Raw genomic sequence first — 13150 nt, 5'->3', positions numbered from 1 at the left:
GTGCGACGTCGATGCCGGTCGGGGACCAGCCGATCGCCTCGTCTCTGCTCGCTCAGATCACTCGGCGGGCCCCTGAGAACTCATTGCCGGTGTCCCACGACTTCCAGTCGGTGACGTAGACGGTTTTGGACGCATTAGGCGAATGGATCATCTTGCCGTCGCCGATGTACATTCCGACGTGATGGACGGTTCCCGAGCTGGTCGAGAAGAACAGCAGGTCGCCGGCTTTGAGGTTGCTTTCGGAGACCTTCTTGCCGGTTGTGGCCTGCTCTCCCGAGTCGCGAGGGATGTCGATGCCATGTGCGCGGAAGATGCTGTAGGTGAAGCCCGAGCAGTCGAACCCGTAGGGCGAGACACCGGCCCACAGGTAACGCAGACCGTCGAACTGCTTCGCGGTCTTGACGAGGTCAGAGCCGCTGGGCTTGTCCGGCTTGCCATCGGTGTCGTAGACGGCAACGTCATCGACGTCGATCCAGGCGGCTCCGCCGCCGGGGAGTGCTACGCGCACATCGTCGACGTCTTGGGCGATGAGTGGAAGATCGACGTTGAAGCTGACATCAGCGCCGGTGTCCTTGGTGAATTCGATGCCTTCGAGTTCACTCTTCTTCTTCGTGACGACCGCGCGGGGCTGGTCATCCTTGAGCTGCCCGAACCGGTCGTTTTCGACTAGTTGCTTCTTCGGCACCCAGCCGGGGTAGCCCTTCTTGTTCTTGGAGGTCGTCTGGTCTTTGATTGCGACCTGGGCCCAAGCACCCTTGGTTTTGAGGACAGTGACTTCGGAACCGTATGCGGCTTGGGTTTCGACCTTGCCGGTGAGATCGCGCCGCACTTCGGTCTTCTTGAGGTTCTTGTTCCATTTGTCGAGGTCGACAGGATGGCCGAGGGCTGGCTTGTCGACCTTCCGGGGCGCTTTCGAATCGGTCCACAGAGTGGCAACAGTGACATCGACGTAGGCCGTTTCGCCCTTTTCAATCTTGCCGTCAGTGATCCGCTCAAGCTCCTGGCCTGGGACGACTGCAGCTTCCAAATCGGTTGCAGATTCTTCATCGGTCGACGTCAGATTGCTCGACAGCGCAGGAGCGCCTGCGCCGAATACAAGTCCGAGCCCAAGTGCCGCCGAAACAGCAATTTTGGTACGCATTATTTCTCTTTCGGTCTGCGGGTGTCACGCCCGCGTGGGGGAAGTCTCCGAAGGTCATTCGGTATGCGTGCTCCGCCACTCATGGCATCGACCGGTATCGAAATCTGTGGTCTACATCGATCGAACCCATGCGCATCGAAGCGCCGCACAGTGCCAATATTACCGCTCGCCCGAAAGCGGGCGACAACGTCGACACTGTGGCAGGATATCGCGATGCCACGTTGAAAAGAAGTGCCCTTGTCCGAATCGATATAGAGATGAGACTTCAGACCCTGAATTCTGTTGAAGGCGGCGTCCTCGATTCGGGACGCCGCCTTCAACTAGGGACTATTCCTTCCGCCAAAGACACCGCCTCCAGATCAGCTTGGCGTGTTCACGGCAGGTCGTTGCTATCTGTCGAGGTAGGTCGTTGCAGTCGGCTGGACCGGGGCATTGCAATCAGCTGTGGCCAGCCCGTGCCTGTCAGTTGAGGTGAGTCGTTCCTGTCAGTCGAGGAACTCGGCTGCCAACAGTTCAAGAGACTGGATCCGGGCAGCATCCTGTCGGAGATCCTCCCCCTCCATCGCTCCGGCGACGGGCTGAATCATGATCTCATCAACCTCAAACCGGCTGGCGAGCTCTTCGAGCTGAGCCCTGGCAGATTTGGCGTCGCCGATGATCCAGTTCTCGGACATCTCTTCACCGACCATGCGCTCCTGATCCGTCCTGACTGAGCGCACGTCATCGCCGGCCAAGTGCAGGGGCTCCATCCGTCCACCGGTTCGCAGGCGAGACATCTGCAACAGGAACGGCTCCGAGCGCAGTTGTGCTTCTTCTTCGGTCGGCGACACCACTGCATTGACTGTGACGAAGGTCTGCGGCTTGTCACCGTAGGCGCCCGGGGTGAAGTTGTCGCGATAGATCTTCATTCCGGTTGTGGCACCTGCAGCGAAGTGGTTGGCGAAGACGTAGGGCATGCCGAGCTGGGCAGCCAGTCGGGCGGAGTAGCCCGATGAGCCCAGCAGCCAGGGTAGGGGCTGTGTCCCGGGCACAGCTGCAGGCGTCGCGTGCAGGACGTGTTCACGCCCGCCATGGAGCGGAATACGCAGCCCTTCGGGTCTCATCAAGCTCAATGTGTCGATGACGTGCTGCGGGAATTGTTCGACGGGGTCGACGGTGTGGCCTTCACGATCAACCATTCGTCCTTCGCCGAGGTGACCCCTCATTGCCGCCGAGGTGATCGGGTCCGTGCCGGGCGCCCGCCCGATCCCCAAATCGATGCGGTCACCGTAGACCGCTGAGAGGAGGGAGAAGAGTTCCGCTACTGCCAAAGGAGCGTGATTGGGCAGCATGACACCGCCGGATCCGAGGCGGATGCGTTCGGTGCCCTGACCGAGGTACATGAGTTCTGCGCCGGGCATCGTTGAGGCGATCGATGGCATGTTGTGATGTTCTGCAACCCAATAGCGGGTGTAGCCCAGCTTGTCTGCGGACTGAATCAGCTCGTGGGAAGCAGCGAATGAATCTGAGGTGCTCTGTCCGATACGGACCGGCACAAGGTCAAGAATAGAAAGTTCCATGCTCAAGGCAACAGCCTCCCCATCAGGTTCATTCCGCTTCAACTGCGGGACCTGCGGCACACTTCTCCCCTGTGCTGTTCAACTTCCACTAATCGAAAAGCGTATCTGTGATCTCTTTCGCAACGAATCGTGCGTGCAGGATCGGACGTCGGGAGGGATCGATCGACGCGGGTGGCACCCATGCTGGGCGACCGTCTTTGAGCATCACGGTGTGCCAATCAGACTTGTCGATCAGATGGTGGTGCGATCCGCATGTCAATGTCAGGTTATTGACATCCGTCCTGCCCTTATCTGCCCACGGAACGATATGGTGAGCGTCGCACCACCCCGGCGGAGTGTCACAACCGGGGAATGTACATCCTTGGTCTCTGCTGGAAATGATCGCCAATTGCTTCGAGGTGGCGAATCGTCTTTCGGTGGCAAGTTCCATCGTCTTCGTCTTCTCACCCATGAGGTGGAAGAACACCGAGCCGTTCAGCCCTTCGTAGGATGCCGTCTGCATCGGAAATGCTGCTTCCGCGTCGGTGAACGCGCGACCGGACTGCTTCGCCAGATCCTCAGCCTTCGCCGTGACCACGAGTGCGAAGGGCGAACCTGCCATCACTCGATTCATTTCTATCCGACCGATCATTGTGGCGAAGCGTTCATAGATTCTGTTCTTCACGCTCGGCTGGCGGCCGGCCATCGCTTCCAAGGAGCGGTCTTCTCTCACTCCATATCCGGGTGGTACATCACGGTCGCCCTGACCACTGGACTTCTTCGCATCGTCCACCCCGTCGCTGGGTTTATGGTCGAAGCCAAGATTCAGAGACGGGTCCACCGCGTCTGGTCGCTCGCCTTGCAGGACTTGGTTGAATACGTCGACCACTTCCTGGTCGGCGGCTGAGGTGGCATTTGCGCCTGTGGGCGACTCGCCTTGCTCCTCTTGTGTTGAAGTCTCGTTGTCATCAGCTTTGATTCGCGAAGTGAGGTGTCCGCTCATAATGCCGCCCGTAACGGGATCGAGGATTCCTCTGAGTGCCCAGGTTCCATCTTTTCGCTGGCGCAGACTGACCGAAAATTCATCACGTTTTGTGGCCTCATCTGGCAGCTCACCATCTGGGTCGAGCCATCCGAGAATCTCGTTGAACAGTTGCTGGATGTCCTTCACACGCACAGCCGGTGCCTTTTCGACCAGGATTCGCTCTGCTTCGAGCTGTTCGTCTTGGCCGATTCGAGACGGTAGGTTCATCAGGCATTCGATAATTGTGCTGGCCTGCGTTGATGACAGCGATCCGTTTCTCAGCGCTTCGGACACCAGGGGAAACTTCGGGCCTATCGACTGGCCGCTGAAGTTGACCCGATCTCCAAGCTTTTCGGCCAGGACGGAGCGCCGATACGCTTCTCGCTCGGAGAGGTTGAGACGATTCTGGACCAAGGCCTTCGTCGTCTTCGCTCCGTAGTCCCGGGGAGACCCCACCCGCTCGAAGACGGAGAGAGTCACGACGGAGAGCGATTCGACCAGCCTGTTGACTGTCTCAAGCCCGTCCACCACCGTTATCGCGTCGTCGGGACTCATCGGACGCTTGAGCGATTGGAAGTCGGCGGCGAGGCAGCGCAGCCCCTGGATACTGCTCACTACTTCGGGAGCGATGCGAGCAAGCTTCGCCAACCCATGCTCGTCAAGAAGAGGATGCTCCGAAGTGGGGTCACCATCGGAGCCAGTGACGGCAGTCTGAGTAGAAGCGGAGTCGGTCTCGCTTGCGCGTCCCGGGCGGTACGAGGATTGCCCGCCGTTCAGTTCGGTGGCGGACGGCACGCCTAGAGAGGCTGCCCAGTCCTCTTCTTCGCTGCTACCCGAGACGTCTTCGTCAGCGGTGCGCTCGGCCTCGGCTTCCTCAGCCTTCCTGCGCATCCATTCTTCTTTTTCAGCGTCCAGCTCTGCGGCACGACGCTTAAGCTCAGCCTCCGCTTCCGGATCATCAACGCTCGCATCCCACAGGCTGCGGCCGCTCCAACGAGCCCGCCGCTTCGCTTCTGGATGCTCGTCAAGCTCTGCCGGTTCCGCAGGCTCACCGAGCCCTGCAGGTTCCCCCGGCCCTGTGGGTTCGGTGATTTCGACAGGTTCGACAGGGTGCTCTGCATCGGCGAATTCAAAGTCACTCGGAGGTGGCGACGCTACTTCGTCGAAGCGATCTGCCAATGGGTGCCCGTCCAAGTCGAAGCCGGCCCCGCGCAGGAGCTCTCGATAGGTTGGAGCACCTCCACATTCGTTTTTCTCTTCCTCACCCGCAGGGACAGCGGAAGAGGCGGCTTCTTCGGGCCTATTCTGCTTGTCACGCTTGCGGTCGGGAGTGAGGGTCATGATCTCGGAATCCGTTCGTCAACTGCTCTGTTGTCCGCCTGGCTCAAAGTCTACGCTCACCACAGACCCCAAGTCTATAGTTTTGTTCGATTATTTGGTTCCACGAGTAGAATTCTCCGACTACGTTCTATATTTGATCCTCTTCGAATGCGGAATCGGGCCAAGTAAGAGCACTCGCTGCCCATCGCTTCAGCGGGAGGGACGACCAGCCGACAGCCTCGGCAATGCGCTGTCTTGAACTGAGCAAGCCTCCGCAAGCCCGAACCGGCGGCGTGAAGCAGAGCGAACCGGCGGCGCGAAGCAGAGCGAGGAGGCAACGTGAAACAGAGCGAACCGGCGGCGCGACACGGCATAAGCACAAACCCAACCGAAGGTCCTCATGGCGCCATATTTTGCCGTTCGGAAAATCTGCTTGCGTATCGGGCGCCTGCTGGGCGAAACTGCAGAAGTCCCCGTTTCTTCACCCCACAAGCCAAGGAACGCTATGTCAGAATCACACGTCACACCGCAATACCAGTCCCACCCCAGAACACCGAACCAAGCCCGCCCCGCACAGCAGAGCCAGCAGAACCAACAAAGCCTGCAAAGTCAGCAGACGCTCACTGCCGAGGTGGCCATCATCGGTGGAGGCGCCGGTGGCCTGGCTGCTTCGATCGCGTTGGCCCGTTCGCTGCGCAGCGTCATCGTCATCGATGCCGGCTCCCCTCGCAATGCACCGAGCGCTCACGCTCACAACGTCCTCGGCCACGAGGGCATCAACCCACTTGAGCTCGTGGCCAAGGGCCGTCGGGAAGCCGAAGCATATGGAGTCCAGTTCGTCGACGGCTCGGTCATCAGCGCCCAGAATGTTACGCAGGCACCAGAAAAGCTCAACTTCGCCCTCGAGACATCGTTGGGAGCCACCATCGAGGCGAAGCGAGTCGTCATCGCGACCGGCCTTACCGACGTACTCCCTGACATCCCTGGGCTGGCAGATGGGTGGGGCGAGACCGTCCTCCACTGCCCCTACTGCCACGGCTACGAGGTTCGCGGACAAAACATCGGCATCATCGGCACGACTGCGATGTCCTATCACCAAGCGATGATGTTCTCCCAGCTCAGCGACCACGTCACCTTCCTGCGCCACAAGGCTCCGGCACCGGACGAAGCGCAGGCGAAAATGCTCGACTCGCTCGGCATCTCCTATATCGATGCCGCGGTCGAAGCAGTGGAACGCACAGAAGCCGGAACCGAAGTCACGCTCGTCACCAGCCCTGAGGCCGGATCCGGCACCAACCATGACGCCGCCCCTGGCCTCTCAGACACAACCTTTGATGCTTTGTCCGTGGGACCCTATTTCCGCGCGAACGGCGAAATCTTCGAGCAGCTCGGCGGCACCGTCGTCGACCATCCGACCGGGATGGGTTCGTCAATCCCCGCCGAGGCGAACGGTGCGACCGAGGTGCCCGGTGTCTGGGCGGTGGGAAACAGCGCGGACATCTCGGCCATGGTGATGGCGAGCGCAGCCAGCGGTGTCATGGTGGGTGCGCAGATCAACGCCGAACTCATCATGAGCTCGGTGTCGTAGCCGGCATGCCACGCCGGTGACCGCAGCTCAGCAGCTCAGCGGCTCAGCGCACACTCACCGACGAAGACATCAGTTCAGCGGCCGGCCTTCACACAGAGAACAGGACTGACGGCTTCCAGGATGACTCTCTGAATCGTCGACCCCAGGAGGAATTTCCCAACCGGGGTCCGCTTCCGGGTTCCGAGCACGATCAGCTCAGCATCCACCTCGGCGGCGGCATCGAGAATCTGCTCAGCGGGGTCGTACTCGCTGCCACGCGTGAGCACCCGCCCGGGCACGCCCGAACGCGAGAGGTAGTCCTGGACCGACTTGATCTCACCCTCGCCGAGGCGGTAGGAATCGCTGCGCTCGGATGATCGGGATGCGTTGACGACGACGAGATTCTGGCCGTCCTTCTTCGCCTCTGCGATCCCCTTGTCGAGGGCCGCGTGACCCGCTGGATTGTTGACGTAGCCCACGACGATGGTCATTTTTCACCTTCACTTGTTGAACGGATTGAACGAATTGAACGTGCTGAACGGATTGAATATGTCGAGCAGAAGCCGGAAACTCCCACCGCCCCCGCAGCCCTCATGAGAGTTCTTCGGGGTTGCGGAACTTGGTGCTCGCGCCCTTGATCGAACGGTTCCAGAACCAGGTGACCGCCCAGAGGACGACGCCGATTCCGATCAGCGCCACTGCGATCTGATACTGGATGAGGTCGTCGAGACGAGCCCACGGCCCGACGAGGAACGCGCAGGTGAAGAGACCGATCCAGGGCAGGTAGGTCGGGGCCTTGAAGTGCTTGTGCTCGACCGTCTTCTTCCGCAGGACCAACACAGCAACGTTGACGACGGCGAACACTCCCAACAGCAGCAGCGAGGTAGTGCCGCCCAGGGACGCGGTCACCGTTTCCGGCAGCAGCGTGGTCACCGCGAAGATGAGGCAGAAGGCGATGATAGTTGTGAAGAGGATCGACACCCAGGGTGAGCGGCGTCCGCGCAGGACCTTCGCGAATACGGGCGGGAGCACGTTCTGCTTGGACATTCCGTACAGCAGGCGGCTGGCCATGAGCATGTTGATGAGCGCGGAGTTCGCGACTGCGAACATCGTCATGAAGGGAAATATCAGGTCGATCGGAAGCCCCGGAGCACCGGCCCTGACGACCTCCAACAGCGGCGTCTCACTCTCGGAGAGTTTTCCGATCGGCACCGCAGCGACTGCCACCAGTGAGACGAGCACGTAGATGACACCGGTGATCGACAGACCGGTGAGCATGATCTTGGGGAAGTCTCTCGGGTCTTTGGTCTCCTCGACCATGTTCACCGAGTCCTCGAAGCCGACCATGGAGAAGAAGGCCAGCGAGGTGGCGCCGGTGATCGCGAGGAAGACACCCTTGTCGTCTGCGGTTTCGAAGATCAGCACACGAGAGAAGTCGGCACTGCCCGATCCCAAAGCGAAGAAGCCGACCAGAATGACAAGCAGCAGGCCGCTGAGTTCGATCACCGTCAGCACGACGTTGAACCACACGCTCTCCCCCACACCGCGGAGGTTGATCGTGGCGATGACGGCCAGGAAGCCGATCGCAATCCACATGACCCCCGTGCCCGACATGTCCCATCCGAACCCGGCCACCATGTTGGCGGCGAAGACGTTGGATGCTGTCGACGCCGAGGTGATCCCTGAGCTGAGGACGGCAAAGGCGACGAGGAACGTCACGAAGTGGATCCCGAACGCCTTGTGCGTGTACAGCGCGGCACCGGCCGCAGACGGGTACTTAGTGACGAGCTCCATATAGGAGAACGCCGTGATCAGCGCAACGGCGAAGGCCAGGATGACTGGAGCCCAGCCGGCGCCGCCGACCTGCCCGGCGACCTTGCCCGTCAGCGCATAGACACCCGTCCCCAGGATGTCTCCGACGATGAAGAGAAGGAGCAGCTTGGGTCCCATGACCCGTTTCAAGGTCTCCGGCTGCTGCTCGGCCCCCGGCCCCGACTTAATGGTGTTCTCGCTGTGACTCACGATGGTTCCTCCGTGTTCGCCCGTGATCGCAGCCGTGCGATCACTGGTGTTTGCTGCGGACTACGTCGAGGAAGGCCGTCAGGAGCGCCTTCGCGTCCCGCTGACTGTCCTCACCGCGTTCCTCTGCCTGTTCCAGCAGGGTCTCTTTATTAAAACCTAGTTCCTGCAATTTGTCCGCGTCCCAGTTGCGAATATTCTGCCCTGTCGACTCGGGGTGGAACTGTGTGCCCCACGCGTTGCCGATTCTAAATGCTTGGAACCGACAAGCTGTACTTGTTGCCAACAGAGTCGCCTCGGGCGGCAGATCGACGATCCGATCGACATGACTTTCGACGAAGGCAGCGCGATTCCCGATCGCGGAGAACACAGGATCCTGTGCCGCGTCCTCGGTCATATCGATCCAGGTGTACCCCTTCTCCGGCGCACCGGTCCGGGCCCGCACGTCCCCGCCGATGACATGAGCGATGAGCTGTCCGCCCAGGCAGATGCCGAACTGCGGCAGATCCGTCTCCAGAGCATGGCGCGAGAGCCGCGCCTCGGCCTCGAGCCACGGTGCCCGGTCGGTCTCATCGGGCATATACCCGCCACCGAGCATGATCAGCCCATCGTAATCACTCAGCGCACTCGGTTCCGGCAGACGGGAGACGCCGCCGATGCGCAGGTCGAACTCGATGTTCTCGGAGATCATCCACTGTGTGAGCAGCCCCGGCTGGGATTCGATGTGGTTGACGATGATGAGGAGCCGAGTCATGACGACTGCCCCGCCGAGGTTGCCGTGCGTTCCGTACCCGCCGAGGTCCCCAGGAAGCGTGTGTACGCATCCTCGTGTGCTTCGAGGACGCGCATCGCATTGTCGAAGCCGAGCTTGCGCAGGTCTGATTCCGACCAGCCGCGACCGGCCAACTCCTCAAACAGCGCAGGATACTGCCCGGCATCGCCGAGGCCGCTCGGCAGCTCATCGACACCGCAGATGTCGCCGCCCAATCCGATGTGGTCGATTCCGATCCGTTCGCGTACGTAATCGCAGTGGTCGGCCACATCGGCCACAGTCACCTCGGGGGCGGTGCCGTTCTCCCCTGCTTCCACCCATTCGCGGCGCGCGTTGGAGACGAAGGAGGGGACGAAGGTCATCATCGCCACTCCCCCGTTGCCGGGCACCCGGTCGAGGACGTCGTCGGGGATGTTGCGCGCATGCGGGTTGAGTCCGTGGGCGCAGGAGTGGCTGAAGATCACGGGCAGGGTAGAGATGTCCAGGGACTGGTGCATGACGCTGGGCGCGACGTGGGAGAGATCGACGATCATGCCGATCCGGTTCATCTCCGCCACGACCTCGCAGCCGAATTCGCTCAAGCCCCCATGCTGCGGCTCGTCCGTTGCCGAGTCCGCCCAGGAATGCGTCGTCGACCACGTCAGGGTCATATACCGGGACCCGGCGCGCGCATAGGAGCGCAGCACAGCCAGCGATTCGTCGATCTGCTGCCCGCCTTCCACACCCATAAGCGAAGCGACCTTTCCGGCGTCTCGCGCGGCGACCACCTCGGCGGCGGTGCGGGCGAACTGGAGCCGTTCGGGATAGCTCGTGACGACACGCTGCACGGCGTCGATCTGCTCCCAGGTGGCCTTGATCGCATCAGCGCCGGTGATCGAGGAATGGACGTAGACCGACCAGTACTGTGCGGCGACGCTGCCCTCCCGCAGCTGATCCATCGTGGTGAACGGCGAGACCTTGGGATCGTTGAGTCCCTCAACGCTGTAGTCACGCTCCTCACGCAGATACCAGGCGAGGTCGTTGTGTCCGTCGAAGACGTCGTATGTCATGAGTGTGCTCCTTCAGTTCGGATGGTCATCGGCAAGTTCGGATGGTCATCGGTAAGCTCGGGTGGTCATCGGTGGGTTGAGTGGGAGTCTCTGCGGTCTCAGGCGCCGAATCAAGCTCATCATCCGATGCCCGACATCAGCTGCGCCGACCACAGTCCGAGGAAGGTTCCAGAGAACGTTCCGATGAGCGCGAAGAGCACGCCCACCGGCACCAGCTGACGATTGAATGCGCCCGCGACCACCGGCGCCGAGGCGATTCCCCCGATGTTCGCGGTGCTGGCCACGGCGATGCTGAACAGTTCGGTCTTCGTCAGCTTCGCATAGACGAGCATGATGACGATGTGGACGAGGAGCACGATCACACCGGCGACCAGATAGATCGGTGCTTCGGCCAGCGAAGTGAAGTCGGATCCGGAGGCGATGATGCCGATGATGAGGTAGAGCATAATGGTCGCGAGCTGACTCGAACCCGCGGCCCGCCCCCACCGAGTCGACCCGATGATGAGGCCCAGGATACTCACGATGAGGATCGTCCAGGCCGAGGCGTTGATCACCGTACCCACTTCCGGCAGCAACTCGCCCGCCTTGGCGGCCAGGGCAGAGACGAGGAGGGCGAAGCCCAGCAGACCGATGATCGAGGACAGGGTCATCGGCTTCTCCTCCTCGTCGGTGACCCGATCGGCGAAGTCGAACTTCGAGGTATCTGCCTTCGTCCATCTGTTGAACTTATCGGAGACCGCGACCGAAGAGAAGATGAGGAGCAGCCAGAAGGAGTAGAGGACTGTGTCGACGATGAGCACGTAGCCGAAGATGGCCTCCGGCGCCTCCAAGATGTTCTGAACAGCGACCATGTTCGCTGAACCGCCGGTCCATGACGCGTTGAGCGCGCCGAGGGCCTTCCAGGATTCGGGAGCCAGTGCCGAATGCACGATCAGGTAGGCGACGATGAAGCCGATCATGATGCTGGCGGCCGTGACTACGAAGGTCAGCAGCAGCTTCGGTCCGAGGCGGATGATCTGCCGTACATCGCATTTGAACAGCAGGAGCAGGATCATCGCCGGCAGCAACGCGTCCTGCACCCCGTCACCGACGCCGTCGATCGCGTCGTGGTCGAACAAGCCGACCGTGTTGAGCAGGGCCGCCACGATGTAGAGGAAGACGAACCCGGGGACATATTTGAATACTTTGAATTTCCCGCTGCGGTCGGCGACGACGAGAACCGCCGAAATCGCCAGCAGCAGGCTGATGAATAGAAAACCGTCCGTGATCACAAACGACACTCCTTCAGGTGGATTGGACCGCGCCGCGACGCCCCCGGTTCAGTCCACGAGGTGCAGGCGCAGTGTGCGGTGAAGCCATGTGCGGTTGTCGATTGGATCCGGTCCGGTGGGGACCCAGGCAATCTTGGTGGTCGAGGACTCGTCTCAGCTAGAGGTTGGAAGCTCCTGGTACTTCTTCGCTGCGTTGTTCACAGCGACGATGAGCGCCTTCTGGGAGGACCCGTGGTATCTGGCTGTGATCGAATCCGTGAGTCGACCGGTGTCCCTGATGTCTGCGTCGATGAACAGGCTCCTGATGAACTTCCTTGTCAGGGCCAACGTCGCCGAGCAGTCGACATCGAGGACTCGATGTGTCTCCGCCTCGATCTCGAAGGCGATGTAGAACAACCCGTACTGTGCCATGATCGGGTTGTTCGACGGCGCCTTCGCTTCGCCGGTGAGGTAGATCGAGGAGGTCATAGGACATCAACGATACTCGAGGAAGAGCGTGTGACAGTCCACATTCTCGAGTCGTTCGATATCCGGTCTTCTCAGAGGAAGCGGTGGATGGCGTCGCCGGCTTCGCGCATGATCGGCATGACGTCGACGACCCGGTCCGTGTCCTTCTCCCAGTTTGCGAACACGGCGTAGGCGACGCGACGGGTCGGGGTCATCGCGATCCCGGAGTCGGCGCGAATCGTCCCGTTCGTGCCGGTCTTGTTCCATACCCACACGTCACGCTGGTAGTTGTAGTGGGCCAGCGGGTCGAGGTCGAACGCCGAGGCGACCATCGAGGTGTCCGCGCCGGCTCCCAACCAACGGCGGAAGATCTCGTTCGTCGACTCGTCCCAGAACTCGTCTTTCGCATGCCGGGCCATGAGGTTGCTGAACTCGGCCGCGGTGCCCGTCGACAGGGTGCGCGGTGCCTTGGCCGGACGAGGCCAACGGAGGAAGTCGTGGAGTCCGGAGCTGCGATACCCCAGGTCTTCGACCTGGCGGGCGACGTTCTCGAGGCCGATGCGACGGATGAGCACATTGGTCGCGAAGTTGTCGCTGAAGGCTCCGACGAGCACGGCCACGTCGTAGACGCTCAGATCATCCTGCTCCATGAGGTACCAGATGCCGGATTCGTCGACCCGTTCCGAGGGCCGCCGTGACAGGCGCTCGGACAGGTTGAGGCTGCCGTTGACGTGCATCTGCAGGGCCGTGTGCAGGAGGAACACCTTGCCCATGCTGGCGGTGTCGAGCTCGTCGTTCTCGTTGTGGGCGAAGACGCGTTCGCCGCTGTCGATATCGAAGGCCAGGGCGCTGAAGCGCACTCCCGGCAGGCGGTCGAAGTCCACGTCACCCATGTTCACGTCTTCAGTCATTTTGTTCGCATCCTCAATCATCGCGTGTATTCCTCATCTCCATCGAAGTCCCGGAAGCCCTGGAGGCCTTGGAAGTCCTCCAGCATCACAG

Annotated in this window: 11 protein-coding genes; 1 reads left to right on the top strand and 10 read right to left on the bottom strand. The window is 61.1% G+C overall.

The genetic code is table 11. From position 1 onward, the window contains the following. Window positions 1-52: 52 nt before the first annotated feature. The 3 genes from INT29_RS07080 to INT29_RS07070 all read right to left on the bottom strand — a co-directional run bounded on the left by INT29_RS07080 (window position 53) and on the right by INT29_RS07070 (window position 5044). Window positions 53-1141 (bottom strand): C40 family peptidase, encoded by a 1089-nt coding sequence (locus INT29_RS07080; RefSeq protein ID WP_193071216.1) that lies wholly within the window; start codon window positions 1139-1141, stop codon window positions 53-55. 485 nt (window positions 1142-1626) lie between these two features. Next, entirely contained in the window at window positions 1627-2700 is a 1074-nt protein-coding gene (locus tag INT29_RS07075) for an LLM class flavin-dependent oxidoreductase (RefSeq protein ID WP_101573933.1), read from the bottom strand. A gap of 88 nt (window positions 2701-2788) precedes the next feature. Continuing rightward, on the bottom strand, window positions 2789-5044 hold the full coding sequence (locus tag INT29_RS07070) for an HNH endonuclease signature motif containing protein (protein ID WP_193071215.1): 2256 nt from the start codon (window positions 5042-5044) through the stop codon (window positions 2789-2791). 484 nt (window positions 5045-5528) lie between these two features. Here INT29_RS07070 and INT29_RS07065 point away from each other — a divergent pair, with 484 nt between their 5' ends. Continuing rightward, window positions 5529-6611, top strand: coding sequence for an NAD(P)/FAD-dependent oxidoreductase (locus INT29_RS07065; protein ID WP_193071214.1), 1083 nt, complete (start codon window positions 5529-5531; stop codon window positions 6609-6611). A gap of 74 nt (window positions 6612-6685) precedes the next feature. Here the strand turns inward: INT29_RS07065 and INT29_RS07060 are convergent, their stop codons facing one another. The 7 genes from INT29_RS07060 to INT29_RS07030 all read right to left on the bottom strand — a co-directional run bounded on the left by INT29_RS07060 (window position 6686) and on the right by INT29_RS07030 (window position 13059). After that, window positions 6686-7081 (bottom strand): universal stress protein, encoded by a 396-nt coding sequence (locus INT29_RS07060; protein WP_193071213.1) that lies wholly within the window; start codon window positions 7079-7081, stop codon window positions 6686-6688. A 100-nt stretch (window positions 7082-7181) separates the two neighbouring features. Continuing rightward, window positions 7182-8612 carry an APC family permease gene (locus INT29_RS07055; RefSeq protein WP_319020856.1) on the bottom strand — a complete coding sequence of 477 codons (1431 nt, stop codon included), beginning with the start codon at window positions 8610-8612 and terminating at the stop codon, window positions 7182-7184. Between the two features lie 40 nt (window positions 8613-8652). Further along, complete coding sequence (locus INT29_RS07050) at window positions 8653-9363, bottom strand: type 1 glutamine amidotransferase (RefSeq protein WP_193071212.1); 711 nt, start codon at window positions 9361-9363, stop codon at window positions 8653-8655. Beyond that, on the bottom strand, window positions 9360-10430 hold the full coding sequence (locus tag INT29_RS07045) for a dipeptidase (RefSeq protein ID WP_193071211.1): 1071 nt from the start codon (window positions 10428-10430) through the stop codon (window positions 9360-9362). The genes INT29_RS07050 and INT29_RS07045 overlap by 4 nt, the downstream gene beginning before the upstream one ends. 119 nt (window positions 10431-10549) lie before the next feature. Next, the gene (locus INT29_RS07040; protein ID WP_193071210.1) at window positions 10550-11701 is read right to left on the bottom strand and encodes a DUF819 domain-containing protein; all 1152 of its coding nucleotides are present in this window, start codon (window positions 11699-11701) and stop codon (window positions 10550-10552) included. A gap of 153 nt (window positions 11702-11854) precedes the next feature. Further along, window positions 11855-12169: a DUF3870 domain-containing protein gene (locus tag INT29_RS07035; RefSeq protein ID WP_101573918.1), complete on the bottom strand. Its 315-nt coding sequence runs from the start codon at window positions 12167-12169 to the stop codon at window positions 11855-11857. Between the two features lie 71 nt (window positions 12170-12240). Continuing rightward, window positions 12241-13059, bottom strand: coding sequence for a serine hydrolase (locus INT29_RS07030; RefSeq protein WP_226841705.1), 819 nt, complete (start codon window positions 13057-13059; stop codon window positions 12241-12243). Window positions 13060-13150 lie beyond the last annotated feature (91 nt).

The organism is Brevibacterium sp. FME37 (assembly GCF_014897485.1).
Taxonomy (GTDB): domain Bacteria; phylum Actinomycetota; class Actinomycetes; order Actinomycetales; family Brevibacteriaceae; genus Brevibacterium.
The sequence above is the reverse complement of the archived record's forward strand: the minus strand, read 5'-3'. Positions and strand labels throughout refer to the sequence as shown.

Coding starts and splice junctions, on each gene's coding strand:
- INT29_RS07045 (WP_193071211.1), bottom strand. CDS start 10,430: ATGACATACGACGTCTTCGACGGACACAACGACCTCGCCTGGTATCTG.
- INT29_RS07065 (WP_193071214.1), top strand. CDS start 5,529: ATGTCAGAATCACACGTCACACCGCAATACCAGTCCCACCCCAGAACA.
- INT29_RS07050 (WP_193071212.1), bottom strand. CDS start 9,363: ATGACTCGGCTCCTCATCATCGTCAACCACATCGAATCCCAGCCGGGG.
- INT29_RS07070 (WP_193071215.1), bottom strand. CDS start 5,044: ATGACCCTCACTCCCGACCGCAAGCGTGACAAGCAGAATAGGCCCGAA.
- INT29_RS07080 (WP_193071216.1), bottom strand. CDS start 1,141: ATGCGTACCAAAATTGCTGTTTCGGCGGCACTTGGGCTCGGACTTGTA.
- INT29_RS07035 (WP_101573918.1), bottom strand. CDS start 12,169: ATGACCTCCTCGATCTACCTCACCGGCGAAGCGAAGGCGCCGTCGAAC.
- INT29_RS07060 (WP_193071213.1), bottom strand. CDS start 7,081: ATGACCATCGTCGTGGGCTACGTCAACAATCCAGCGGGTCACGCGGCC.
- INT29_RS07075 (WP_101573933.1), bottom strand. CDS start 2,700: ATGGAACTTTCTATTCTTGACCTTGTGCCGGTCCGTATCGGACAGAGC.
- INT29_RS07030 (WP_226841705.1), bottom strand. CDS start 13,059: ATGACTGAAGACGTGAACATGGGTGACGTGGACTTCGACCGCCTGCCG.